Origin of the sequence: Acinetobacter sp. YH12086, from assembly GCF_013419345.1 — a bacterium.
GTDB classification, from domain to species: domain Bacteria; phylum Pseudomonadota; class Gammaproteobacteria; order Pseudomonadales; family Moraxellaceae; genus Acinetobacter; species Acinetobacter amyesii.
This window is the reverse complement of sequence record NZ_VPAF01000004.1, coordinates 171900-197612: the sequence shown is the minus strand read 5'-3', so window position 1 is coordinate 197612 and position 25713 is coordinate 171900. Positions and strand designations below refer to the sequence as shown.

The window sequence follows — 25713 nt, the reverse complement described above, 5'->3', positions numbered from 1 at the left end:
CTTAATCTTATGCGCTCCTTTTGGCTGATATCAAGGACGAAATCACACAAGGAACAAAAGAGAACAGTTTATAGAGGTTTTTTATGCATTTACGACGTATTTTATTGGCGTTTTCATTGGCTGCTTCGGCCGCTTCAGTCGCTTTTGCAGATTTAGTTGAATTAAATCAAGCAGACTCATCATCAGATCGTATTGAACAGTTAACTCGCACTTTGTCTCAAGGTGCTTACTCTGAAAGCAATGATATTGATATTCCAGCAGAAACTAAGTTGAATGTTAAAATTCGTGAAAAATCAATTGAACTCAACAATGCGACAATCGCAAAAAAATACGGTTCAAGCAATTCCTCTAAAAACTATTCAGCAAGTTCAAATAATCCATATTCATGGTTAATTGCCCACCCACTTCCAGACATGAAGCGTGTAAGTTCAAACTATGGTGGTCGTACCATGGGTGGCCGTGCAGAAAATCATTCAGGTTTAGATCTTTCTGCGGCTAGTGGCACACCTATTTATGCAACGGGTCCAGGCATTGTAACAAAGTCAGGTTGGGGCACAGGTTATGGTCAATATGTTGAAATTAACCATGGTAATGGTTACCTGACACGTTATGCACATGCATCACGCTTAATTGCACGTGTAGGCGACCGTGTTGCTGCGGGTGAGCATATTGCTAACGTCGGTTGTACTGGTCGTTGTACTGGCCCACATTTACATTACGAAGTAGTGAAAGATGGTCAACGTAAAAACCCATCAACGTATTTAGCGATGTTACCATAAGCACATATAACATCTATATACGAAGCCATTGTCTGAACCTCTACAGACAATGGCTTTTTTATTTATCGCTAATAACTATAAAATTATCATTTTAAAAAATATTGTCTGTATGAAAAATGGCGAAAATTGACCCAAAAATGTAAATTTGTGTAATTGTTAATCAATGAGTATTTAGTAAATAAATAACAGAGCTATTTCGTATTCATTTGTGGCGATAACTGAGCCTAGCCAAAATATGGTACTAATAGAGCCATATATTTAGCACATAGGATAGGTGAAGTATGGCGTTTTATGGCGATACAGATGCGCAAGAAACCCAAGAATGGCAGGACGCATTTGATTCAGTTTTACAGCACATGGGAACTGACCGCGCTGCATTTTTGCTTGAAAAACTCTATCAACAAGCGATTGCTAAGCACGTTCCCATTCAGCGACTAAATACTCCTTACTTAAATACCATTTCAGTTGAAGAACAACCGCCTATGCCGGGTGATTCGGATATGGAGCGCCGTATTCGTGCGCTGATCCGCTGGAATGCGTTAGCAATGGTACTGCGTGCCAATAAAACCGGTGACGATTTAGGTGGTCACTTGGCAAGTTTTGCATCATCTGCAACTTTATATGACGTGGGCTTTAACCACTTCTTCCGTGCCAATAGCGAAAGCTTTGGCGGTGACATGATCTATTATCAAGGTCACTGTGCACCGGGTATCTATGCACGTTCGTTCTTAGAAGGTCGTTTGACTGAAGAGCACTTAAATAATTTCCGTCGTGAAGTTGGCGGTAAAGGTTTGCCGTCATACCCACATCCATATTTGATGCCAGATTATTGGCAGTTCCCAACCGTATCGATGGGTCTAGGCCCGATCATGTCGATCTATCAAGCACACATTCAAAAGTACTTGATGAACCGTGGCCTGATCAAAGAAGAAAACCGTAAAGTTTGGGCTTACCTCGGTGATGGTGAAATGGATGAGCCTGAAAGTACAGGTGCCATTTCACTTGCAGGTCGTGAAAAGCTCGACAACCTAATTTGGGTCGTGAACTGTAACTTACAGCGTCTAGATGGCCCAGTTCGTGGTAATGGTAAAATTATTCAAGAACTTGAATCATTGTTCCGTGGTGCAGGCTGGCGCGTGATTAAGGTGGTATGGGGTCGTCATTGGGATCCGCTACTAGCAAAAGATGATTCAGGTGCCTTAAAAGCGGTGATGGAAGAAGCGGTCGATGGTGACTTCCAGCGTTATCAAGTGAAAGGTGGTGCGTATACGCGTGCACATTTCTTTGGTAAGTATCCTGAAGCTGAAGAGTTGGTGCGCAACTTAAGCGATGAAGATATTGATAACCTGAACCGTGGTGGTCATGACCCATTCAAAGTGTATGCGGCTTATGCCGAAGCGATGAAGGAAACGGGTCAGCCAACAGTTATCTTGGCAAAAACAGTCAAAGGTTATGGTTTGTCGGAAGAGATTGAAGCAGTCAATAAGACGCATCAAATCAAGAAAATGCAGCTTGAGTCGTTGAAATACGTGCGTAACCGTTTCAACTTGCCATTTACCGATGAACAGCTTGAAGAAGTTCCATTCTACCGTCCAAGTGAAAATTCACCTGAAATTAAATATATGAAAGCACGTCGTGAGGCATTGGGTGGTTATTTACCTGCACGTCGTAAAGAAAGCGAGCAGCTGGCGATTCCTGAATTGTCTGTGTTTGATGCGGTACTCAAAGGCAGTGGCGGTAAAGAGCAATCGACCACTATGGTGATGGTGCGTTTGATCTCTGCACTGCTTAAAGAAAAAGCGATTAAAGATCGTGTTGTGCCAATCGTACCGGATGAAGCGCGTACTTTCGGTTTGGAAGGTATGTTCCGTCAGTTGGGGATCTATGCTGCGCATGGTCAAAAATATACCCCTGAAGACCAAGAACAGTTGATGCATTACCGTGAAGCCAAAGATGGTCACATGCTACAAGAAGGGATTAACGAAGCGGGTGCGATGAGTGCTTGGGCTGCGTTAGGAACAAGTTATTCAACCAATAACTTGCCAATGATTCCGATGTATATGTACTACTCGATGTTCGGTTTCCAGCGTATTGGCGATATTGCATGGGCGGCAGGTGATGCGCAGGCGCAAGGTTTCTTGCTCGGTGCAACTGCGGGTCGTACAACACTGAATGGTGAAGGTTTACAGCACCAAGATGGTCATTCACATATCTTGGCAAATACGATTCCAAACTGTATCTCTTATGACCCATGTTTTGGTTATGAGCTAGCAGTGATCGTACATGATGGTTTAAAACGCATGTACGTGAACCAAGAGCGCGTGTTCTATTACTTAACAGTAATGAATGAAAACTACGAACATCCAGCTATTCCTGAAGGTGCTGAAGAAGGCATTAAGCGTGGTATGTATCTCTTCGAAGAAGATGAGAAAGCAACGGTTCAGTTGATGGGTTCAGGTGTGATTCTGCGTGAAGTGATTAAAGCAGCGAAAATCCTTCGTGATGAATATCAAATTCATTCAAATGTGTGGAGCGTCACTAGCTTTAACGAATTAGCTCGTGATGGTATGGCGTGTGAAGAATACAACCGCCTACATCCATTGGCTGAAGATACGAAAGAAGCTTGGATCTCTCAATTACTTCGTGAAAAAGACGGTATTGTGGTATCGGCAACCGATCACATGCGTGCTTATAGCGAACAAATCCGTGCTTATCTTCCAGACAATCGTCCGTTCGTTGCATTAGGTACAGATGGTTATGGTCGTTCAGATACACGTGGCAACTTACGTAGCTACTTTGGTGTCGATGCCGCACATATTGTGGTAGCAACATTGAAAAAACTCGCGGATGAAGGCGAAGTTGATGCACGTTTGGTTAAAGATGCCATCTCAAGCTTTGAGCTAGATACTGACCGTCCAGTGGCATGGGCTCCGCAGGAAACGCCGGAACTGCATGCTGTGGCTGACTACAAAGAGGAGAACTAATCATGCAAATTACGACTCCTGATATTGGTGTAGATAAAGCAACGGTCGCTGAGATTTTAGTGAAAGTCGGCGACACCATTAGCGTCGATGACAGCATTGTGTTGTTAGAGTCTGATAAAGCCTCTGTTGAAGTGCCAAGCACTTCGGCAGGCGTGGTGAAAAGCATTGCAGTTAATCTGGGTGACAGTGTTGCTGAAGGTGTTGTGCTGATCGAGTTGGAAGCAGAAGGTCAAAGTACTGCTACCGTTGAGCCAGTACAAAATGCAACTGAAGACCAAGCAGCAGAACCAAGTCCGGTTGTGGAAGCAGAACAAGCTGCAGCAGCACCTGTTGCAGCCAATGCTCCTCAGTCGCAAAGTGTCGATGTGCAAGTCCCTGATATTGGCGTAGAAAAAGCTACGGTAAGTGAGATTTTGGTCTCTGTTGGTGATGAGATTGATGTTGATCAAAGTATTATCGTGGTGGAATCAGATAAAGCGACAGTCGAAGTCCCAAGTACTGTATCAGGCCGTGTCGAATCGATCACGATCAGCGCTGGCGATGTAGTGAAAGAAGGTGTAGTGATTTTAACGGTGAAAACGGCGGCTTCATCTGCTGCGGTTGAATCGGCTCCTGTGCAAGAAACTGCACAGCCTGTTGCTGCACCTGTTGTTGCAGAAGCAGCACCAGCGCCGTCTACGGCTGCGGCGTCTGAACCTGTTGAAATTGCAGTGCCTGACTTAGGTGTTGATAAAGCAGCAGTGGCTGAAATTTTAGTCGCTGTGGGTGATGTGGTTGAAAAAGACCAAAGCATCATCGTGGTGGAATCAGACAAAGCAACGGTAGAAGTGCCAAGCTCTACAGCTGGTAAAATCACCGCGATTCATGTTCAGTTAGGGCAAAGTGTCTCTGAAGGCGTCGCTTTAGTGACGATTGAAGCCGAAGGTCAAGCTGTTGCAGCACCCGCGCCAGCAGCGAAACCTGCACCAGCTGTAGCACAGCCTGCGACAGTTGCACCTAAAGCTGAAAGCAAAGTTGAAGCAGCAGCACCGCAACCACAAGGCGCAGATAAGCTCACCAAAGAGCAAAATGCTGCCAATGCCAAAGTGTATGCAGGTCCGGCCGTTCGTAAGCTTGCACGTGAATTGGGTGTGGTTTTGGCAGAAGTCAAAGCATCTGGCCCGCATGAGCGTTTAATGAAAGAAGATTTATTCGCTTATGTAAAAACCCGTTTGACCACTCCGCAAGCTGCACCAGCAGCGCAAGCTGTGGCACAGGTTTCAGGTTTGCCGAAGTTGCCAAGCTTTGATGCTTTTGGTGGTGTCGAAGAGAAAGTTTTGACACGTTTACAACAAGTGTCGATTCCGCAATTGTCTTTAAACAACTTTATCCCGCAAGTGACGCAGTTCGATGCAGCGGATATTACTGATCTTGAAGCTTGGCGTAATGATTTAAAAGCTAACTTTAAGAAAGAAGGTATTGGCTTAACCATTATGGCTTTCATCATCAAAGCAGTGGCTTATTTGTTGAAAGAAGAGCGTGAATTTGCAGGTCATTTGTCTGATGATGGCAAGTCAGTATTGTTACGTAATGAAATCCATATGGGGATTGCCGTTGCCACGCCTGATGGTTTGACCGTGCCTGTACTGCGTAATCCAGATCAAAAATCGATTAAGCAGATTGCAATTGAGTTGGGTGAGCTGAGTCAAAAAGCACGTGACAAAAAATTGTCGCCGAAAGATTTACAAGGTGCGAACTTTACCATTACCAGTCTGGGTTCAATTGGTGGCACGGCATTTACACCGTTGGTCAACTGGCCACAGGTGGCGATTTTGGGTATTTCACCTGCAACCATGCAGCCAGTATGGAATGGTGAAAGCTTTGATCCACGTTTGATGCTGCCGCTGTCATTGTCATACGATCACCGTGTAATTAATGGAGCGGATGCTGCACGTTTTGCCAATAAACTGACGAAGCTGCTCAAAGATATCCGAACTTTATTGATCTAATCTGACCTGTTTAAGTTTCAAAATGAACCCTGCTTTGGCAGGGTTTTTTTATGGCGTGGTGGTGGTGGACTGACAAAGCCAATCAGGAAGTTCAATGGGTGAAGGGTAGAGCTTTAATGCCGAGTTTGCGTTGAGGTTATAGGTGAGTGGAAGCGTACGATGTGGCTGCGCCGTCGACCAAAGCTTATGTCGTAAATGTTCAAAGCGTTGGAAGTCTTTTAAAAATAAACCCCAAAACTTTTCATAATGCCCCAGTTCTTGCACATGTTGATGTTGATACGCATGTGTTTGGCCCTGTTGGTGCTGGAAGTCATAGCCCATCAGCCAAATACGCTGCGGTTGAAAGAGATGTGCGAGTGAATAGGCTTGAAGGCCGCAATTATTACCATAAACAAAGTACGGTGAATGAAATAACTCCGCTTGCGTATCGATACGCACGGTTTTAAAGTTAATCACTTCATGTTCAGGATATGGACGGTTGTGACCTAAACCACATCCGCTAATGATGTCACCTTGAAAGCAGGCTTTGAGCATGGGTTGATAGTGTAACCACCATGCATAATCTGAATGATGGGCAATTTGAGCCTGAGGAAGTTGAAGAAAACTTTGATTACAGCAAATGATTAGCAGCTTTTTTGAGGGCTGAATGGTGGTTAAGTCAAAACTGAGCTGAGACGGGCCGCCTGCAATGATTAATACATCCTGCACATGCATATAGTGTTGAATAAATTCTTGAAATTTTTGATTATTGTTTTGCATATCAAATTGAGTCATCGAAAATTAAAATTGCGAAAACATGCATTCCTCGCTAGAATAGCATTACTTCATTGGGGAGTAGCCGCTTTTTACGCAAAGTAAAAAGGTGATGGTCAACATATTTGCTCTAAAACGAGCATGGTCATCATAGCAAAGAACCAAATGAGCTCTTCGTAGCTTTCTTTTGTTGGCAAGACCTTTGATTTATCACTCTGCACATTGGCTAGCAGGAGGGATAAGTCATCGGTATATGTTATTGCTAGCCAGAGAAATGCACCATGTTAACCGCTTTCTTCATTTCCCTTGCTGTTGTTGCCCTGTCAGAAATGGGTGATAAAACACAATTACTTGCCTTACTGCTTGCTGCACGTTTTCGTAAACCCGTTCCGATCTTAATTGCAATTTTCCTCGCGACTGTGGTGAACCACGGGGTTTCTGCTGTGCTGGGTCAATGGATTACCACCGTTTTAAGCCCAATCGTTTTATTGTGGATCGTTTCTCTGGGCTTTATTGCCATGGCGGTGTGGATGTTGATCCCCGATCAATTGGATGATGAATCTGAAAGTATCAATAAGTGGCAAAAATATGGGGTTTTCGGCGCCACTTTCGTTTTGTTCTTCTTGGCTGAAATTGGAGATAAAACCCAAATTGCCACTGTTGCACTGGCTGCACGCTTTGACAGTATTGGCTGGGTGACTTTGGGGACGACATTAGGCATCATGTTGGTTAATGCGCCTGCGGTATTTATTGGCAACAAACTAGCAGAAAAACTACCGATTTCACTGATTCATAAAATTGGCGCCTTGGTATTCTTGGTGATTGGTTTGGCTGCGTTGGCACAACACTATTTATTTTAAATAATGATCTCACCATATTAAAAATACATGAAATCCTGAGTTAAAAACTCAGGATTATTTGCCAATAAATGAGACCCAATTCACTGATATTTCAGATAATATTGACTGAATATTTATTGTAAGTTTCCCTAAATAAATATATGTTATTCACCTATAGAATATATATTTTTTGATAAAAAATTTGGGGAATGGGAATGGCTTTCGAACGCACAACATCACAGGTACTTTATGATGATGGAAAGCATAAATGTATTAGCTTTACCAGCTTGGTAAAAGGCGAGGGCGTACAGGCGAACCAGTTCCTGATTTTGGATAATGAGCGCGCAGCAGTGCTCGATCCGGGTGGTGACTTGACCTATGTCCCACTGACTATGGAACTGAATAAATATACCCGTTTGACCAATCTTGACTATGTGATGGCCTCGCATCAGGACCCTGACATTATTACTTCGATGCCACGTTGGTTGGTTTATACCGACGCCAAAGTGGTGGCATCTAAACTGTGGGCGCGTTTCTTACCACATTTAAACTCTGCATTCATGAGTGACCGCATGAAAGGCAACTGGTTGGATCGTCTGATCGAACTGCCAGATCATGGTCAGGTGATTCCATTAGGCAACAGTCATTTGGTGGCTGTTCCTGCACACTTCCTACATTCAGTTGGTAACTTCCAATTTTATGACCCGATTGCCAAAATTTTATTCTCAGGGGATATGGGCGCATCTATGGTGGATGATGCCTCTAAACCTTTAGAAAATTTTGCCGCTCATATTCCTAAAATGAAAGGCTTCCATCAGCGCTACATGTGTTCAAACAAAGTGATCCGTCTTTGGGTCAACATGGTACGGACGATGGATGTGGAAATGATCGTACCGCAGCACGGCACGCCATTTATTGGTAAAGAACAGATCAATCAATTCTTAGATTGGATCGAAACCTTGCAGTGTGGTGTCGATTTAATGGATGAAACAGTCTTTACTTGCCCAGTATAATGACTTGAAAATTTCAAAAAATAATTGAGTTTGCAGATAACATTTTTTAATATTTTTCGTCCATAAAATAAGCTTTTAGATGACGAGAATAGATAAAAATGTTGTCTCAAATACCGACTCAGGATGCATGTTTAACCTGTGGAGCATGTTGTGCTCACTATCGCGTTTCTTTTTATTGGGCAGAAGGGCTAAATATGCCTGAACATTATACGGAACCTGTGACATCGGTGTATTCATGTATGGTGGGTACGAATCAGGCAAATCCACGTTGTATTGCTTTGGGTGGAGAAGTAGGTAAACGGGTGAGTTGTAACATGTATGAGGCACGTAGTTCATCTTGTAAAGAAGTTCAAATCGCCGATGAGCAATGTAATAAAGCACGCATCGCGCATCAAATGATTCCATTGATCAGTATTCCACTGCATGATGCTGAAAATGACGAAGATTTCGATCAAGTCAGTTAAGGCTTTATTTCCAGAATAAATTTATTGAAATCTAAGAGGTAGAGTCTTCGGATTCTGCCTGTATTGCACTGGATGCTGACCAACCCCCAGAGTATTCTTGCTGAAAACAGCATATTCGATGGTAAATATTGAAAACTCCGTAAAGAATTGCCGCAATTAAAATGAAAATTGAACGGAAATTTGTATATAATGGCTCACGGAAATTACCAGCGAGACTGTTATGTTGACCATCGTTCAAGAAGCCCTAACCTTTGATGATGTCTTATTACTCCCTGCCTATTCTACTGTTCTCCCAAAAGATGTCTCTCTTAAGACACGTTTCACACGTGGCATCAATTTGAATATTCCACTTGTTTCTGCTGCGATGGATACTGTGACTGAATCACGTATGGCGATTGCAATGGCGCAAAACGGTGGTATCGGTATCCTGCATAAAAACATGGATATTGCTGCACAAGCTGCAGAAGTTCGCCGCGTGAAAAAATTTGAAGCAGGTATGGTGAAAGACCCAATTACCGTTACACCAGAAACGACTGTACGTGAGCTGATTGCTTTAACTCAAGCAAATAACATCAGCGGTGTACCAGTGGTGAAAGACGGTCAAGTGGTGGGTATTGTTACTGGTCGTGACACTCGTTTTGAAACCAATCTTGAGCAACCTGTTAGTAACATCATGACAGGCCATGATCGTTTGGTGACTGTTCGTGAAAACGAATCAAAAGAAAACATCCAAGCATTACTTCAAAAACACCGTATTGAAAAAGTCCTTGTTGTAAATGACAACAACGAACTGAAAGGTTTAATCACGGTTACTGATTTCCGTAAAGCTGAAAACTATCCAAACAGCTGCAAAGATGACTTAGGTCGTTTACGCGTTGGTGCTGCAGTTGGTACAGGTGCAGAAACACCAAGCCGTGTAGAAGCATTGGTAGAAGCGGGTGTTGATGCGATTGTTGTTGATACAGCACATGGTCACTCTGCAGGTGTAATTGAACGTGTACGTTGGGTTAAAGCCAACTATCCACAAGTTCAAGTGATTGGCGGTAACATCGCGACTGGTGATGCAGCTCTTGCATTATTAGATGCTGGCGCAGATGCAGTGAAAGTGGGTATTGGCCCGGGTTCAATCTGTACTACACGTATTGTGGCTGGTATTGGTATGCCGCAAATCTCTGCGATTGACAGCGTTGCCAATGCACTAAAAGATCAAATTCCATTGATTGCAGACGGTGGTATCCGTTTCTCTGGTGATATGGCAAAAGCGATTGGTGCAGGCGCGAGTACCATCATGGTAGGTTCATTAATGGCTGGTACAGAAGAAGCACCGGGCGAAGTTGAATTCTTCCAAGGTCGTTACTACAAAGCGTATCGTGGTATGGGTTCATTGGGTGCGATGGCAGGTGCAACAGGTTCTGCTGACCGTTATTTCCAAGACTCAAAAGCAGGCGCTGAAAAACTTGTACCAGAAGGTATTGAAGGTCGCGTACCGTACAAAGGCCCAATGGGTAACATCGTTCATCAAATGATGGGTGGTTTACGTTCATCTATGGGTTATACCGGTTCTGCGGTGATCGATGACTTACGTAAAAATGCACAGTTTGTCAAAATTACTGCGGCAGGTATGTCTGAATCTCACGTACATGACGTGACTATTACTAAAGAAGCACCAAACTACCGTGTTGGTTGATATTTAGTAGCTTTTAGCCGAAAAGGCCGTCATTAATATGACGGCCTTTTTGTTTTTGGTGTAAAGTATTTGCAGTAAAAAGTGATGATTAAGATCACCATTAAGAAGTGAGTACAACATGAGTTATTTTGGTACAGATGGCATTCGTGGCAAATTCGGTGAATTGCCTATTACCCCTGAATTTGCATTAAAACTAGGATTTGCCGCAGGTAAAGTATTAAAACAATACAGTAAAAAAGCAAAGCCCATCGTTGTACTAGGTAAAGATACCCGATTATCGGGCTATATTTTAGAGTCAGCATTACAAGCCGGTTTAAACGCAGCAGGTGTTTATGTTCATTTGTTGGGTCCATTACCTACACCTGCAATTGCCCATTTAACCCGTGCATTACATGCCAGCTTAGGCATCGTGATCTCGGCGTCGCATAATCCGTATTTTGACAACGGCATTAAGTTTTTCTCGAGCGAAGGTAAAAAATTGCCGGATGAAATTCAAGAAGCCATAAACAAAGAACTTGAAAATGACTTGGTGATCGAAGACCCTGCAAACTTAGGTAAAAGTGTGCGTGTAAAAGATGCCAATGGTCGTTATATCGAGTTTTGTAAATCAACCTTCCCGTACCATTTTGACCTGACAGGCTTAAAAATTGTAGTGGACTGTGCTAATGGTGCAGCCTATAGCGTTGGTCCTTCGGTGTATCGTGAACTGGGTGCAAAAGTGATTGCGCTGTTTAACGAACCGGATGGTTTAAACATCAATAAAGACTGTGGTTCGACGCATCCTGAGTTTTTACAAAAAGCAGTGGTTGAACATCAGGCGGATTTAGGGATTGCCTTTGACGGTGATGCTGACCGCGTGATTATGGTCGATAAAAATGGTCAGCAAATTACTGGTGACCATATTCTGTATATTTTAGCCACTCAAGCGAGTCAAAAACCTGCGGGTATCGTGGGTACGGTAATGAGCAATATGGCGCTTGAAATTGCGCTAGATAAAGCCCAAGTGCCATTACTGCGTGCCAAAGTCGGTGATCGTTATGTATTGCAAGGTTTGGAAGAAAAAGGTTGGGTAACAGGTGGTGAGCCATCAGGGCATATTCTGACTTTAGATAAGAGCACCACAGGTGATGCGATCATTGCTTCACTACAAGTGTTGACCGTCATGGTTGAACAAGGCAAAGCCTTGCATGAACTTGTGGAAGGTTTTGAATTATTGCCAAACGTATTAGTGAATGTACGCCTTGCAGCGATGTTTGATCCCTACGCCGTACCTGCACTGGTGAACGAGTTTGAAAAAGCTGAAGCTCAGCTTAAAGGGCGTGGTCGCATCTTGATTCGTAAATCAGGCACAGAGCCGGTCATTCGTGTCATGGTTGAAGGTAATGACCTTGAAGAAGTCACCGCATTGGCAAATCATTTGGCTGATGCTGTTCGTGCCAATGCAGCTTAAATTAAGAGGGGAAATTGCATGAATGATGTGATTAAGGACTTAAGTGAACTGCGTTTAACTTATCAAAAAGGTGAGTTGCATGAAGATCAGGTGAACCGTGATCCACATGAGCAGTTTTTATTATGGTTTAACCATGCCTTAGCAGCACAATTGCATGAACCCTATGCTATGTCTTTGGCTACGGCAAATGCCCAAGGCCGTCCGCACGTGCGGACGGTCTTGTTGCGCGGTGCGACCCATGCAGGTTATGACTTCTACACCAACTATGACAGTCAAAAAGGTAACGATCTGCTCAATAATCCTTATGCAGAGTTATTGTTTTATTGGCAAGAGCAGGAACGTCAAATTCGGGTCAGTGGTCGTGTGGAAAAGATATCTCTAGAAGAATCTACGGATTATTACCATAAACGACCGCGTGATAGCCAAATCGCAGCGCACATTAGCACTCCACAAAGTGGTGTTATTGCCAGCCGTGAAGAATTACAACAGCGATTCCAAAATTTGCATGATCAAGTGGAAAGCAAAGACGTATTAGCGAAACCTGAGTTTTGGGGTGGCTATCGTTTAGTTCCGGATTATTATGAATTTTGGCAAGGCCGTCCGAATCGTTTACATGACCGCTTGAGTTATAAACTACAGGATGGTCAATGGGTTTTACAGCGACTGATGCCATAAATGTCTAAACTTTTAATTCAACAAAGACCCTATTTGACGCGCCCTGAAGATATTCAGGGCGTTGCCCCGTTTATTGCTGATTTATTGGCACGTCGCGGGGTTTCTTCCGCACAAGAGCTGGAATTGAAGCTTAAGCATTTACATGCCCCGACCTTAAAAGGCATGCAGCAAGCCATAGAGTTGATCGACCAAGCCATTGATGCACAGAAAAAAATCGTCATTGTGGGCGACTATGATGCCGATGGTGCGACTAGTACTGCATTGATGGTCTTGGCACTGCGTGATATGGGCGCGGATGTTGAATATCTGGTTCCAGATCGTTTCAAATATGGTTATGGTCTGACACCTGCCATTGCTGATTTGGCCTTCGTGAGCTTTACTCCAGATTTGCTGATTACGGTCGATAATGGTATTTCGAGCCATGCTGGTGTAGCACAGGCACAGGCGCATGGTATGCAGGTGATCATTACCGACCATCACCTGACCACAAAGGAAACACCACAAGCAGAAGCGGTGGTAAATCCCAATCAATTGGGATGTGAATTTCCAAGTAAAGCCTTGGCTGGCGTAGGTGTTGCATTTTATGTGTTGGCAAATTTGGCCAGTATGCGCAAAAAAAATGCTAAATCCACAGCCAACCTCAGCCAATATTTGGATTTGGTGGCCTTAGGTACTTATGCTGATGTTGCAAGTCTAGATCTGAATAATCGGATTTTGATCGATGCTGGTTTGAAGCGGATACAGCAAGGATTATGTCGTCCAGGAATCAGTGCATTATTGGACATTGCCGGTCGTGATCCTGCACAGTTAAAAGCACAGGACTTGGGCTTTGTGGTCGGCCCACGACTCAATGCAGCTGGGCGTATGGAGACTATGGATATTGGGATTGAGTGTCTGATTGCGGCAGATTTAAGTACGGCTTATCCGATTGCGCAGCAGTTGAATCAACTCAATATTGAAAGACGCCAAGTCGAAGGGCAGATTAAACAGGAAGCTCTGGCTGAGTTAGAACATATTCAGCTTGATCAGGATAACTTACCTGCAGCCTTGATCATGTTTGAACAGCATTGGCATCAAGGGGTGATTGGGATTGTTGCAGGGCGTTTAAAAGAACAATTCCATAGACCTGCAATCGTCTTTGCCGCAGATGAGGATGGCGTACATATTAAAGGCTCTGCGCGTTCTATCGAAGGTATTCATATTCGAGACAGTATTGAGCGTATTGCTGAATTACATCCGCATTTGGTGAGTCATTTTGGTGGACATGCTGCCGCAGCAGGACTAACCATTCAAAAGCAGCATTTTTCTGAATTTAAAACCGCTTTTGAAGCACTCATCGCTGCGCAAGATGAAAGTTTATTTCAGGCCACTATTTGGACAGATGGCGAATTGCCCGATTCGGCCATTAATGTCGAAACCGTCGATCTTCTGCAAAATTTAAGTCCATGGGGACAAAAATTCCCTGCACCGGTCTATGAAGGCCTATTTAAAATTTTAGATTATCGTTGGTTGAAAGACCTACATTTGAAATTAAAACTTGCTTTAGATAATGGTTTAATGGTGGACGCAATTGCATTTAATGCGGCAGAAAAATATGAATTTAATCCTATGCAAGATAAAATCCGCTTGGTCTACGAACTCGATAAAAATGAATTTAGAGGAAATGTCAGTGTTCAATTGAGAGTTTTACACTTGGCTCAATAAATTCCATTTTTACAGGCAAATAAAAAACCGCTCAGAAGAGCGGTTTTTTTTATGGTTTTGACTTCAATGGATTAGAAGCGGTATTTCGCTGCTACACCAAATGAATTGTAGTCATTGTTGCCAACTTCACCGAAACCAACACGACCTTCAAGGCTCACTTGTTGGTTGAAGAATTTACGTGCATTGATCCCAACTTCGTTACGATCAGTAACATCGTTGTTGTAGTAGTCAGCACCAACACTGAATGTTTTGTCGATGAAGTAATCCGCTGCTAGATTGAATTCATCTAGATCACCGAATGCTGCACCCGCTTCAAGGTTGATGTCTTTACCATTGCTTAAAGTTGTTACGTATTTAGCACGTAAAGTTGGATCTACGCCGTCATCTTCATCGTTATCCCAACCTTTCACACCAACTGCAACTAAGAAGCCAGGTGCAGGAAGATAACCGACTTCAGCACCGTAGTAAGTTGTATCGTTGTCTACTGTGCCGACTGGAGTGTCAACTTCGACATTATTACGGCTTACATCACCAGATACATAGAAATCTGAGTTTGGTACGAAGTATTCGATACCAACGCCATAAGTATTGTCGTCAACATTGCCGCGGTCAGCGAAAGTTGCATGTGCATTTACGTTACTTGCACGGTTTAAGAATGCAGCTTCTGCAAGAGGAGCGTTACGCGTTTGAACAGGGTTGAAGTAATAAGTACCGTTTACACCAAATTCACTGCCAGAGCTTCCATTATCTGGGTCGATGTAACCAGCTGAAGCGCCCACTTCTGCTTGATAAGCATGAGCTGTACCTGTAATAGCAAGTGCAGAAAGAAGTGCTGAAGCAATTGCGAGTTTTTTCATGGAAACTACCCCTCTAAATTGTTTGGCTAAATTTAATACATTTTTTGTTACAAGTTTTAGTCTAGAGAATTTTTAAAGATGGTCAATCGCTGCAAAGTTGCAGAACTGTGTATTCGGTAATTTTATGTAATTAAAATTATTTAAAATATTGAAAAGTATGTATTTATTTATAATGTTTTGTTTTATTAAAACTGTGTAGATATTATGAATTTGTAGATTATTTGGTCAACAACTGGACTTTTTTTAAAGTAAATATTACATCGAAAAGAAAAAAGCACCTCAAATTTGAGGTGCTTTTTTAATGCACATTCCTAATTCAAACGAAATTAGAAACGTAAAGTTGCATTGATGTTGAACGCTTGAACGTCATCACCAAAACCAACTTGACCACCGATTGCTAGGTTCGGGTTTAGGAAGTATTTTGAACGAATAGCGAAGTAATCCGTGTCTTCATCACCATCATCTTCGATGTTGTAAGATGCACCAATGCTAAAAGCTTGGTCGAAGTAGTAGTCTGCACCAATCGTAACAGAGTCTAAATCACCAAAAGCGCCATCTGCCTCTAGGTTGATGTATTGACCATTGTTCAACGGCGCAACATATTTTGCTTTAACAGCAAAACGGTTGTCTTCGTCTTCATCATTGTCGCCTTGATAGCCATCAATACCTGCAGCAAGTAAAAGGTTAGAAACAGGTAAATAACCCACTAATGCGCGGTAAGTAGTCACATCGTAGTCGTCATCATAAAGAGTTTGACCATATTCTGTTGCTTTAGCATTTTGTTGACCAAAACCAATTTCACCATTGAGGTAGAATTGATCGACAAAATATTCAATACCTGCGGTTAAGTGGTGAATATCAGATTCAGCTTTGAAACCAAAAACTTCATTGCTTTCCATAGTGTTATATGAATACCCAAGATAGGCATTGCTGTTATGACCTAGAAAAGCAGCTTCATTTAATGGACCATTACCAGTTTGTACTGAGTCAAAATACAAAGTACCTTTAAGATTGAATGTATTATCAGTATCAATAATATCATTATCCCAATCTGTATAAGTAAAACCGCCATCAACTTGACCATCATAAGCAAAAGTTGATGAAGTGATAACAGCTAATCCTAGTGCAAGTAATGTCTTTTTCATAAAACCCTCGAAACATTATTGTTGTAAATAAAATGTAATAAATAGTAACGCGAGCGTATTGTTCATATTATGTGCATTGAAGTCAATGATTTGGATGATCAATCTGGCTGAATCTGTGCAAATTCTCTGTGATATAATAGGCGGCTATTTAAGCCAAATTTTTTGATTGAGAGTAATTCACGTGGAAATTAATCCGTATCTATTACAGCTAAAAGACTTAAACGACCGTGGTCAAACATTACGGGGGTATCTTTGACTACGATCTGAAAAAAGAGCGTTTAGAAGAGGTTCTACGTGAGCTGGAAGACCCAGCAATTTGGAATGATCAAAGCCGTGCACAAGCAATGGCAAAAGAAAAAGGTGAACTCGAAAACGTCATTAACGTGCTCGAAGGGCTTTCAACTCAGCTAGAAGATGCCCAAGCGATGTTGGATCTTGCGGTTGAAGCAGAAGAAGAAAGCTTACTTGCGGATGTGCAAGCAGAGTTAACTTCAGCGGAAGCAGAACTTGCTAAATTAGAATTCCGTCGTATGTTCAGTAATCCGATGGACCCGAACCCATGCTATGTCGAAATCCAAGCAGGTTCTGGTGGTACTGAAGCACAGGATTGGGCATCCATGTTACTGCGTATGTATCTACGTTGGATTGAACGTCATGGCTTTAAAGCAGAAGTGATGGAAGAGTCTGATGGTGATGTGGCAGGGATCAAGTCTGCAACCATCCGTGTAGAAGGTGAGTATGCATATGGTTGGTTACGTACAGAATCTGGTGTACATCGTTTAGTCCGTAAGTCACCTTTTGACTCGGGTAACCGTCGTCATACTTCATTCTCAGCGGTTTTTGTATCGCCTGAAATTGATGACAATATTGAAATTGAAATCAATCCAGCTGATGTACGCACTGATACCTATCGTGCATCTGGTGCGGGTGGTCAGCACATTAACAAAACAGACTCTGCGGTACGTTTAACTCACGCTCCAACAGGGATTGTGGTGGCTTGTCAGAACCAACGTTCACAGCACGCCAACCGTGACCATGCATGGAAACAGCTACGTGCAAAATTGTACGAACTTGAAATGCAAAAACGTAATGATGCGGCACAAGCGTTGGAAGATACCAAGTCAGATATCGGTTGGGGCAGCCAAATTCGCTCATACGTTTTAGATGACTCGCGTATTAAAGACTTACGTACCAGTGTGGAAAGTTCAAACACCGGTGCAGTGCTTGATGGTGATTTAGATAAGTTTATTGAAGCTAGCCTCAAACAAGGTTTGTAATTTAAATTTATATAGAAAACAAAGTTCTATCTGTTCTTGATCAATATATCTAAAAAAATCGATATAAAAATCGAAAAAATACGATATAGTGTATTCAAGATGCTGAATAGAACTTTGTTGTCCAAATTTTTATTTAATTAAACCCGTTTAAATTATGGATATTGATTTAATTTTTAAAGCACTTGCCAATCCGACTCGACGTCAAATCTTGGAATGGTTGAAAACACCAGAACAGTTTTTGTCAGAAGAACAATGTGGCGGCTTTAATCGTGGTGTATGCGCTGGCAATATCGAAAAACTCGGTAATGTTTCGCAGTCTACGATGTCTAATCATTTGTCTGTGTTACAACAGGCGGGCTTAATTCAAGCCGAGAAATATGGTCAATGGTCGTATTTCTCACGCAATGAAGAACTCATTCAGCAATATATTGATTATCTGCAGAACTCACTTTAAATCATTTTTCGCATTTGAAGTGTCAGGCGAGACATATATGGCTGAACTTAATACTCCTCTCATTTTGGGTGATTTACACCTCAAAAATCGCGTTGTAATGGCGCCACTAACCCGTAGTCGTGCAACCATTGACCGTGTTCCAACGCCGATGATGGCTGAATATTATGCACAGCGTGCAAGTGCTGGATTAATCATTTCAGAAGCAACAGTCATTTCAGAAGCAGCTAATGGCTATTTGCAGACGCCGGGTTTATTTACCGATGCTCAAGTTCAAGGCTGGAAACTGGTGACCCAAGCCGTACATGAACAGCAAGGTTTAATTGTGGCGCAATTGTGGCATGTCGGACGTGTCTCACATCCAGATCTTTTGGATGGTGATACACCAGTGTCTGCCAGTGCGGTACAACAGGCAGGTTATGTCAGTCTGCTTCGTCCAAAACGCGAATATGTCGTGCCACGTCCATTAGAGATTGCAGAAATCAAAAGCATTGTAGAACAATACAAACAGTCTGCGATCAAAGCCAAAGAAGCGGGATTTGATGGTGTGGAATTGCATGCGGCCAATGGTTATTTGATCGATCAATTCCTACAAAGCAAAACCAATTTACGTGAAGATGAGTATGGTGGTTCTGTAGAAAACCGCGCACGTTTATTGCTTGAAGTGGTGGATGCGCTGATTGAAGTGTGGGGGGCAGGTCGTGTAGGTGTGCATCTTGCGCCGCGTGGTGATGAACACGACATGGGCGATCATGATCCACGTGAAACCTTTGGCTATGCTTTAGAGCAGTTGGGGCAGAGGAAGATTGCATTTTTCTTTACCCGTGAATATCTAGCGGATGACAGTATCAGTGATTATCTGAAACAGCGCTCAAATGGTGTGCCATATATTGCCAATATGCGTTTAAGCCGTGAAGATGCTGTAGATTTATTGGCCTCAGGTAAAGCCGATGCGGTGTCTTTTGGTAAAGCCTATATTGCCAATCCAGATTTGTTTGAACGTTTGCTAGCGAATGCTGCACTGAATGAATTGCAGTTGGAAAATATGATTGGAACAGATGTAGCCGAAGGCTATATTGATTATCCAAGCATGAAAAATAAATTTGGTTCAGGTCGTTCAACCTATTAATCGACACTTGAATACGCATTATCCATTAACATGTGGATAATGCTCTGATATATTCTGCCGATTCAAACCGTTTTTGAGCGTAATAATTTGACTACTCCTTTTTGGTATAACGCAGCTTTGGCACTGATTAAGCCGCTATATCAATGGCGCCTCAAAAAACGTGCTGAAGATCTCCAACTATATCAGCAAGAGTGTCTTGAGCGCTTTGGGCCATTTCAGCCGGTTAAAAACCGCAATGCAATTTGGTTTCATGTGGTTTCCGTAGGAGAAACCAACGCTGCACAGCCGCTGATTGAACATTATCTCAAAGCAGGTCATCCGGTCTTAGTCACCAATACCACCAAAACCGGACAAGCGCGTGCGAAACAATTATTTTTAAAAGCACCATATGAATCGCTATTTCAGGCCGTGTATCTGCCAGCAGATCAAAAAAAATTAGTCCGCCGTTTTATCGAAAAATATCAACCGAAAATGTTGGCTCTGGTCGAAACTGAACTCTGGCCAAATTTGATGATTGAAGCCGATCAGGCCAACGTTCCGTGTTTATTAATTAATGCCAGATTATCTGAAAAATCGGCGAAAGGTTATGGCAAAGTCCCGAGTTTGACGCAGCCGATGCTAAAGAGTTTGAAACAATTATTGGCGCAAGATCAGGCAACTTTAGCGCGATTTATTGAGTTGGGTGCAAATCCGCATACCAGTCAGGTCGTGGGAAGTATCAAATTTGATATTCATGCGCCCGATAGCTTTGTGCAACAAGCAGCGCAGTTGCGTCAAGATTGGGCTTTGCAAGATCGTAAAATCATCACCATTGCCAGTACGCATGCACCCGAAGAACAAAAACTGCTCGCGGCACTGCAGCCGATTTTGCAACAACAGCCTGAGCTGTTATGTATAGTTGTACCACGTCATCCTGAACGCTTTGATGAGGTTTTTGTAGAAGCGCAGAAACTAAATTTACGCACACAGCGCCGCAGTTTAAACCAAACAATTCAGCCTGAAACGCAGGTATATTTGGCGGATAGTATGGGTGAATTATGGCTTTGGCTGGCAATGAGTCAGGCGTGTTTTGTGGGTGGATCGCTCAATGAACCGGGCGGTGGACATAATATTTTGGAGCCCATCACGTTACATGTCCCGACAGTATTAGGTCAGCATTATTTTAATTTTCAAACCATTGTGGATGAATTTTTAGCGGCCCATGCGGTTGTGGTTGTGCGGGATTTTGAGCAGGCGGCCAGTGCATTGGTTGACATCATTCAAAATACTGCGAAAGCTCAGGCTTTAAATGATGCAGCTCAGCTGATTATGCAAAAGAATACCGGGTCGCTGCAAAAGCATATTCAGGTGATTGATCAGTACCTTTGATTTTTCAACCATGATTTAAATTGGTTGATGCTTTAAATAGATAAATGAATAGGCTCGACAGAGTCTTACATTTAAGATTTGAAGAAAGGGGTTAGCCTTCGGTTAGAGGTACTCTTACGAAACGTTGTTTCTCATTAGGTAAAATGAGATGCGAAGCTTCGCAAGGAAGCCATCTTGCGGTGCAATGCAGCTCACGACAAAACGCGTCGATTTTTTATGTCTAACAAATAATCGCTGAAACTCGAGTGATTCTATTGAGTGTTGCCTTGAACCGTTGTGGATGACGTTTTCGTGTATCCAATTGAGCTGGGTAAGAGAATTTTTATGAACATCGTCCTGCTTGACCCACGTCAAACTGAATCTGAACTGTGGAGTATCAGTGCCAAACGTCAAATTGAGCATTTAAAAAACCATGTGAATATACAGGTGGGCGATACACTCAAAGTCGGTATTCGGGAAGGAAAACGCTATTTAACCCAAATCGTCAGTATCAGTGATGAGCGCATTCAACTTAAACCCTTACAAGAAGAAGAAGTACCTGCAAAGCATCCGGTGACTTTAATTGTGGCAATGCCTCGTCCGAAAGTGTTGCGCCGTCTGATCATGGATGCCGTCACCTTAGGTGTAGAAAAAATCATTTTGCTGCACAGTTATCGCGTGGATAAAAGCTATTGGCAGACACCATTTTTACAGCAGCTCGATCACTATGTGACGTTGGGTTTGGAGCAGGCAGGTGACACCATTGCGCCCAAAATTGAACTGTATAAACGCTTTAAACCCTTTGTGGAAGATGTTTTACCGAGCATGATTTCATCGGACTATCCCGCTTATGTGGCGCACCCTTATGTCGAAGATGTGATGCCTGCAGGGATTCAACATGGATGTACGATCATTATTGGGCCTGAAGGTGGATTTATCCCTTATGAGGTCGATTTGCTCATAAAAAACGGTTGCCAAGCAGTCAGCTTAGGCAACCGAATTATCCGTACAGAAACTGTGATTCCGTACGTTTTAGGGCGATTATTTGGCTGTTGACGCTTCTGTCTCAGCTTGATCACCACGGTAAACTTTAACTTCCTGTACAGGGTAAGGAATTGAAATACCATTTTGATTGAATGCTTGGATAACGTGTTCTTGCACTTCACTGATTGAGTTCGCAGTAGTGGTTTCAGTGGTATCTACCCACCAACGGACATTCAGATTGACTGAGAAATCAGCCAAAGCATTTACGTTTACGGTAAACGCAGGTTGGCTCAAAATGGTTGGGTCTTTGTCCAAAATAGCCAAAACAATATTTTTAGCTTTTTGAATGTCATCTTCATAACCAATACCCACCACAAATTCACAACGACGACGCTGATAAGCGGTATTCACCGTTACCGCACTGGTGTAAACCGTCGCGTTTGGAATCACGATACGACGACCATCTGGAGAGCGTAGGAAGGTTGCGCGGATCTGAATATCTTCAACTGTACCTTCCATGCCTGACACAATAATGTCGTCACCGATTTTGAATGGTTCACCGAGGAGAATCAAAATACCCGACAGTAAGTTCTGGAAAATATCTTTAAACGCGAAACCGATTGCGACCGAACCAATCCCCAATGCACTCATGAGCTGACCCGGTGTGAAACCTGGGATTGCAATGACCATTGCAATTAGGAAACCGAAGAACATAATGGCTGAGCTACCCACACGGTTCAGGACCAAAACTAGATTTTGTTTTGAGTAAGAACGGTCAGTGAGCGCTTTACGAACAAAGAATCTAAAGAGTTTAGACAGTAGATAGAAGATCGTAAAAACAATTAATGCGATACAAATATATGGCAGGCGTTCCCAAAATCCATCGACAAATTTATCGATCGTTGAGTATGCGTCATTATATTTAGAGGTATGTTCCAGCACGGTTTGTGCGGTTTTTTCTGTTGCCTCTTGCAAAAGTTGAGTCGTGCCTTGAGTGACATCACTCAAGGCATTTTCTTTTTCAGCCACGAGTTTTCCAAATGTTTCGATTTTTCGCTATTTTGCCTGAAATTAGTGGCGAAAATAACCCTCATTTACAGGCTGGCGAACAGATGTATCAAAATTCAGACAGGCTTAAATTCGGTCAGTGGTTTAGAAATATTCAGTACCTTGTTGAATGATTTCTGTCGGCGATTTAATTTCACCGCTACCCATCATATACGAGGTGATGCTACCTGTAGCCAAGAGCGACAAGACACTGATTAAAATCATCAACCATGCCAGAATTTTTTCCCAAACTGCAGCAGGGCGTGGCGCGCCGTATTGATTTACGGTCGCTGTACCTGAGGCTAATAATAAATATAGGATAAAGAAAAGATTGATCACGGGGATAAATAATAATAGTAGCAACCAACCGGCTTTATTGAGGTCATGCAGCCGACGCACGACAAAGACACAATAAAAATAAATGTAAAGAATCATAATCGCCAAATAGGCGAGGCCAGATATCCCAGTGAATATACCAACAAATTGCTCATTTAACGCCATGGTATTGATGTTGAAAATACCCACGGCAAGGCTTAAAGCGATTATGGCAAAAAAGCTGATGATATTGAGAAAGCCATACCAACCAATCATGCTCAGTCGACCAAAACGTCCATCAGGTTTCAGGGGATTATCCGATGTAGTGGTCGTCTGACGGGAAAAGAAAGAAGAGTCATTGGTGTTCATGATCGGATCAACTCAACGTATATGAAAGAATAAAAAAGCGGAGTGCTGAGTAAAATTACCTTTGCAGTATAGGTTTAATTGAACTGGTCAGATACTGAATTAAAACATGTTTTTGTTGAAATTTTGCTTATAGATGTGCTTTAAATGGGAAAGAATAATACGACCAAAGCATGATTGCTGCGATTAAAAATTAATCGTCATACTGCTGTGATGCAGGAATTATAAAAGTAGAAATGTGGCATGGCATCTCGTGATGAGATGAATCAGATCAAGGAAAATACAATATGAAAGAGATCTATCCAGTACCTGAAAGTTTCAAAAAAACCGCACGCATCAACGAGTCGGAGTACTTTGAGCGTTATCAAAAATCGATTGAACAACCAGATGAGTTTTGGGCAGAGCAAGCGCAAAAGATCGATTGGATCAAACCGTTTACCCAAGTTAAAAATACAAATTTTAAGCAAGATGATTTCAAGATTGAGTGGTTTGCTGATGGTGAATTGAATGTCAGTGCCAACTGTCTCGATCGACATTTAAAAGAACATCCACATAAACCGGCCATTATTTGGGAAGGTGATCATCCTTCACGGCATAAAATCATTTCTTTTGAAGAACTGCATGATGAAACTTGCCGTTTTGCTAATGTGCTGAAAAAACATGGCGTGGGCAAAGGCGACCGTGTGGTGCTGTATATGCCAATGGTGCCCGAAGCGGCAATTGCGATGTTGGCCTGTACCCGAATTGGTGCAGTACACTGCGTGGTTTTTGGCGGGTTCTCACCAGACTCATTGGCAAGTCGTATCGATGATAGTCAGGCGAAAGTCGTGATTACTGCGGATTGTGGGATGCGTGGTGGCAAGCCCATTCCACTCAAAGAAAATGTCGATCTTGCACTCGACATTGAAGGCACATCTTCGGTTCAAAATGTCATTGTGGTACACCGTACAGGTAACCCGATCGAAATGAAAGCAGATCGTGATTTGTGGTATCACATGGAAATCATGTCGGTCAATGATATTTGTCCACCTGAACCTATGAATGCCGAGGACCCGCTATTTATTTTGTATACATCAGGTTCGACAGGAAAACCGAAAGGTGTATTGCATACCACAGGCGGCTATTTAACCTATGTGAATTGTACCTTCCGTGAAGTTTTTGACCTTAAACAAGATGATGTGTTTTGGTGTACTGCCGATGTTGGTTGGATTACGGGACACTCTTATGTGTTGTATGGGCCATTGTCGAATGGCACCACGACCGTGATGTTTGAAGGTGTACCACAATATCCAAGTTGGGCTCGGACCGGACATATTGTTGATAAACACAACGTCACTATTTTATATACGGCACCGACTGCAATTCGCGCCATGATGCGAGAAGGGGATGCCTTTGTCCGAGAAAGTGACCGCAGTAGTTTGCGTTTACTGGGTTCGGTGGGTGAACCGATTAACCCAGAGGCATGGAATTGGTACTACACCGTGGTAGGTGAAAGCCGCTGCCCAGTGGTGGATACATGGTGGCAAACAGAGACGGGTGGTTTCATGATTACGCCATTGCCTGGAGCAACCGATTTAAAACCAGGTTCAGCGACGCGTCCATTCTTTGGTGTGCAACCTGCGATTGTCGATGCTGAAGGCAATGAGCTTGAAGGTGCCGTAGAAGGTAACTTGGTGATTAAGGATTCTTGGCCGGGACAAATGCGAACCATTTGGGGTGATCCTGAGCGCTTTATTGAGGCCTATTTCTCCACTTATCCGGGGACGTATTTTACAGGTGATGGCGCACGTCGTGACGAGTCTGGCTATTATTGGATTACGGGTCGTGTGGATGACGTCTTGAACGTTTCAGGACACCGATTGGGAACGGCTGAAATTGAAAGTGCATTGGTTGCACATGATGCTGTGGCAGAGTCTGCAGTGGTGGGTATGCCGCATGATATTAAAGGGCAAGGGATTTGCGCCTTTGTCACCCTACAAGCAGGGACAGCAGAGACGGATGAGTTACGTCAGGAACTGGTGGCTTGGGTACGCAAAATCCTTGGACCAGTGGCAACGCCAGATGCATTGCATTGGGCGCCGGCCTTACCGAAAACCCGTTCTGGTAAAATCATGCGCCGTATTTTAAGAAAAATTGCGGCCAATGAATTGGACTCTTTAGGTGATACCTCGACCTTGGCAGAACCTCAAGTGGTTGAACATTTGATTGCTACGGTTTATCCGAAGTCATAAAAACCATTTGAGCGTGAGTGATCACGTTCTGATGAAAGTTCACTATGGCTTATACGAAGGATTATTAAAGCAATAATGAACGTCCTTTCTCCTATAAAAGTTGATTAGGATGAAGGGCCGTTCATGATGCATTTTATCCATCCTAAATACGACGTATAAAATGATCAAATTATAAGTCGCCTGAATCTTGGTGACTTAGATTTCATTAGATATAGATTTTACAGATAT

21 protein-coding genes and 1 riboswitch are annotated in these 25713 nt (G+C 42.9%); of the genes, 16 read left to right on the top strand and 5 right to left on the bottom strand.

Features of this window, described 5'->3' with window-relative positions:
• Window positions 1–83: 83 nt before the first annotated feature.
• The 3 genes from FTU29_RS06830 (at window position 84) to FTU29_RS06820 (ending at window position 5751) form a co-directional block, all read left to right on the top strand.
• Complete coding sequence (locus tag FTU29_RS06830) at window positions 84–779, top strand: M23 family metallopeptidase (protein WP_078193213.1); 696 nt, start codon at window positions 84–86, stop codon at window positions 777–779.
• A gap of 281 nt (window positions 780–1060) precedes the next feature.
• Window positions 1061–3763 (top strand): pyruvate dehydrogenase (acetyl-transferring), homodimeric type, encoded by a 2703-nt coding sequence (gene aceE, locus FTU29_RS06825; RefSeq protein WP_180121058.1) that lies wholly within the window; start codon window positions 1061–1063, stop codon window positions 3761–3763.
• 2 nt (window positions 3764–3765) lie between these two features.
• Window positions 3766–5751, top strand: a complete 1986-nt coding sequence (locus tag FTU29_RS06820; RefSeq protein ID WP_180121056.1) for a 2-oxo acid dehydrogenase subunit E2 — start codon at window positions 3766–3768, stop codon at window positions 5749–5751.
• Window positions 5752–5799: 48 nt separating this feature from the next.
• Here FTU29_RS06820 and FTU29_RS06815 read toward each other — a convergent pair whose 3' ends face one another.
• Entirely contained in the window at window positions 5800–6510 is a 711-nt protein-coding gene (locus tag FTU29_RS06815) for a methyltransferase type 11 (RefSeq protein ID WP_180121054.1), read from the bottom strand.
• A gap of 58 nt (window positions 6511–6568) precedes the next feature.
• A riboswitch (yybP-ykoY riboswitch) is annotated at window positions 6569–6711 on the top strand.
• A gap of 74 nt (window positions 6712–6785) precedes the next feature.
• Here FTU29_RS06815 and FTU29_RS06810 point away from each other — a divergent pair.
• From FTU29_RS06810 to recJ, 7 genes are all read left to right on the top strand, one after another.
• Window positions 6786–7364 carry a TMEM165/GDT1 family protein gene (locus FTU29_RS06810; protein ID WP_078193209.1) on the top strand — a complete coding sequence of 193 codons (579 nt, stop codon included), beginning with the start codon at window positions 6786–6788 and terminating at the stop codon, window positions 7362–7364.
• A gap of 194 nt (window positions 7365–7558) precedes the next feature.
• Entirely contained in the window at window positions 7559–8356 is a 798-nt protein-coding gene (locus FTU29_RS06805) for an MBL fold metallo-hydrolase (RefSeq protein WP_078190564.1), read from the top strand.
• A 98-nt stretch (window positions 8357–8454) separates the two neighbouring features.
• Window positions 8455–8820: a YkgJ family cysteine cluster protein gene (locus FTU29_RS06800; protein WP_180121052.1), complete on the top strand. Its 366-nt coding sequence runs from the start codon at window positions 8455–8457 to the stop codon at window positions 8818–8820.
• A gap of 220 nt (window positions 8821–9040) precedes the next feature.
• A complete protein-coding gene (gene guaB / locus FTU29_RS06795; protein WP_078190562.1) occupies window positions 9041–10507 on the top strand; it encodes an IMP dehydrogenase in 1467 nt (488 codons plus the stop codon).
• A 118-nt stretch (window positions 10508–10625) separates the two neighbouring features.
• Window positions 10626–11957: a phosphoglucosamine mutase gene (gene glmM / locus FTU29_RS06790; RefSeq protein ID WP_180121050.1), complete on the top strand. Its 1332-nt coding sequence runs from the start codon at window positions 10626–10628 to the stop codon at window positions 11955–11957.
• An 18-nt stretch (window positions 11958–11975) separates the two neighbouring features.
• Window positions 11976–12632, top strand: a complete 657-nt coding sequence (gene pdxH, locus FTU29_RS06785) for a pyridoxamine 5'-phosphate oxidase (protein ID WP_180121049.1) — start codon at window positions 11976–11978, stop codon at window positions 12630–12632.
• Window positions 12633–14336, top strand: coding sequence for a single-stranded-DNA-specific exonuclease RecJ (gene recJ, locus FTU29_RS06780; RefSeq protein ID WP_180121047.1), 1704 nt, complete (start codon window positions 12633–12635; stop codon window positions 14334–14336).
• Between the two features lie 71 nt (window positions 14337–14407).
• Here the strand turns inward: recJ and FTU29_RS06775 are convergent, their stop codons facing one another.
• Both FTU29_RS06775 and FTU29_RS06770 read right to left on the bottom strand, forming a co-directional pair.
• Complete coding sequence (locus tag FTU29_RS06775) at window positions 14408–15193, bottom strand: putative porin (protein WP_180121045.1); 786 nt, start codon at window positions 15191–15193, stop codon at window positions 14408–14410.
• 326 nt (window positions 15194–15519) lie between these two features.
• Window positions 15520–16338, bottom strand: coding sequence for a putative porin (locus FTU29_RS06770; RefSeq protein WP_180121044.1), 819 nt, complete (start codon window positions 16336–16338; stop codon window positions 15520–15522).
• Window positions 16339–16519: 181 nt separating this feature from the next.
• Between FTU29_RS06770 and prfB the strand changes: the two genes are divergently transcribed.
• The 5 genes from prfB to FTU29_RS06745 all read left to right on the top strand — a co-directional run bounded on the left by prfB (window position 16520) and on the right by FTU29_RS06745 (window position 21598).
• Window positions 16520–17615 (top strand): peptide chain release factor 2 gene (gene prfB / locus FTU29_RS06765; RefSeq protein WP_111884474.1). Its coding sequence is split into 2 segments (ribosomal slippage): window positions 16520–16591 and window positions 16593–17615, totalling 1095 coding nucleotides; the frame shifts between segments, so codons are not numbered across the junction.
• Window positions 17616–17769: 154 nt separating this feature from the next.
• Window positions 17770–18069, top strand: a complete 300-nt coding sequence (locus FTU29_RS06760) for a helix-turn-helix transcriptional regulator (protein WP_078190555.1) — start codon at window positions 17770–17772, stop codon at window positions 18067–18069.
• Window positions 18070–18106: 37 nt separating this feature from the next.
• A complete protein-coding gene (locus FTU29_RS06755) occupies window positions 18107–19195 on the top strand; it encodes an alkene reductase (protein WP_180084429.1) in 1089 nt (362 codons plus the stop codon).
• A gap of 87 nt (window positions 19196–19282) precedes the next feature.
• Window positions 19283–20563 (top strand): 3-deoxy-D-manno-octulosonic acid transferase, encoded by a 1281-nt coding sequence (locus FTU29_RS06750; RefSeq protein WP_180121042.1) that lies wholly within the window; start codon window positions 19283–19285, stop codon window positions 20561–20563.
• 324 nt (window positions 20564–20887) lie between these two features.
• Entirely contained in the window at window positions 20888–21598 is a 711-nt protein-coding gene (locus tag FTU29_RS06745; protein WP_180121040.1) for a 16S rRNA (uracil(1498)-N(3))-methyltransferase, read from the top strand.
• On the opposite strand, the gene FTU29_RS06740 is transcribed toward FTU29_RS06745, so the two are convergent.
• Both FTU29_RS06740 and FTU29_RS06735 read right to left on the bottom strand, forming a co-directional pair.
• Entirely contained in the window at window positions 21584–22555 is a 972-nt protein-coding gene (locus tag FTU29_RS06740; protein ID WP_078193200.1) for a mechanosensitive ion channel family protein, read from the bottom strand. The genes FTU29_RS06745 and FTU29_RS06740 overlap by 15 nt on opposite strands.
• Window positions 22556–22678: 123 nt before the next feature.
• A complete protein-coding gene (locus tag FTU29_RS06735; RefSeq protein WP_180121038.1) occupies window positions 22679–23257 on the bottom strand; it encodes a DUF805 domain-containing protein in 579 nt (192 codons plus the stop codon).
• A gap of 284 nt (window positions 23258–23541) precedes the next feature.
• Between FTU29_RS06735 and acs the strand changes: the two genes are divergently transcribed.
• Window positions 23542–25485 (top strand): acetate--CoA ligase, encoded by a 1944-nt coding sequence (gene acs / locus FTU29_RS06730; protein WP_111884479.1) that lies wholly within the window; start codon window positions 23542–23544, stop codon window positions 25483–25485.
• The last annotated feature ends 228 nt before the right edge of the window (window positions 25486–25713 follow it).

What these genes read in the sequence shown, in the direction of transcription:
- FTU29_RS06805 (WP_078190564.1), top strand. Translation starts at nt 7,559, where the DNA reads ATGGCTTTCGAACGCACAACATCACAGGTACTTTATGATGATGGAAAG.
- acs (WP_111884479.1), top strand. Translation starts at nt 23,542, where the DNA reads ATGAAAGAGATCTATCCAGTACCTGAAAGTTTCAAAAAAACCGCACGC.
- FTU29_RS06815 (WP_180121054.1), bottom strand. Translation starts at nt 6,510, where the DNA reads ATGCAAAACAATAATCAAAAATTTCAAGAATTTATTCAACACTATATG.
- FTU29_RS06760 (WP_078190555.1), top strand. Translation starts at nt 17,770, where the DNA reads ATGGATATTGATTTAATTTTTAAAGCACTTGCCAATCCGACTCGACGT.
- FTU29_RS06800 (WP_180121052.1), top strand. Translation starts at nt 8,455, where the DNA reads ATGTTGTCTCAAATACCGACTCAGGATGCATGTTTAACCTGTGGAGCA.
- FTU29_RS06770 (WP_180121044.1), bottom strand. Translation starts at nt 16,338, where the DNA reads ATGAAAAAGACATTACTTGCACTAGGATTAGCTGTTATCACTTCATCA.
- FTU29_RS06745 (WP_180121040.1), top strand. Translation starts at nt 20,888, where the DNA reads ATGAACATCGTCCTGCTTGACCCACGTCAAACTGAATCTGAACTGTGG.
- FTU29_RS06755 (WP_180084429.1), top strand. Translation starts at nt 18,107, where the DNA reads ATGGCTGAACTTAATACTCCTCTCATTTTGGGTGATTTACACCTCAAA.
- glmM (WP_180121050.1), top strand. Translation starts at nt 10,626, where the DNA reads ATGAGTTATTTTGGTACAGATGGCATTCGTGGCAAATTCGGTGAATTG.
- FTU29_RS06775 (WP_180121045.1), bottom strand. Translation starts at nt 15,193, where the DNA reads ATGAAAAAACTCGCAATTGCTTCAGCACTTCTTTCTGCACTTGCTATT.
- pdxH (WP_180121049.1), top strand. Translation starts at nt 11,976, where the DNA reads ATGAATGATGTGATTAAGGACTTAAGTGAACTGCGTTTAACTTATCAA.
- guaB (WP_078190562.1), top strand. Translation starts at nt 9,041, where the DNA reads ATGTTGACCATCGTTCAAGAAGCCCTAACCTTTGATGATGTCTTATTA.
- FTU29_RS06830 (WP_078193213.1), top strand. Translation starts at nt 84, where the DNA reads ATGCATTTACGACGTATTTTATTGGCGTTTTCATTGGCTGCTTCGGCC.
- FTU29_RS06820 (WP_180121056.1), top strand. Translation starts at nt 3,766, where the DNA reads ATGCAAATTACGACTCCTGATATTGGTGTAGATAAAGCAACGGTCGCT.
- FTU29_RS06735 (WP_180121038.1), bottom strand. Translation starts at nt 23,257, where the DNA reads ATGAACACCAATGACTCTTCTTTCTTTTCCCGTCAGACGACCACTACA.
- FTU29_RS06810 (WP_078193209.1), top strand. Translation starts at nt 6,786, where the DNA reads ATGTTAACCGCTTTCTTCATTTCCCTTGCTGTTGTTGCCCTGTCAGAA.
- aceE (WP_180121058.1), top strand. Translation starts at nt 1,061, where the DNA reads ATGGCGTTTTATGGCGATACAGATGCGCAAGAAACCCAAGAATGGCAG.
- recJ (WP_180121047.1), top strand. Translation starts at nt 12,633, where the DNA reads ATGTCTAAACTTTTAATTCAACAAAGACCCTATTTGACGCGCCCTGAA.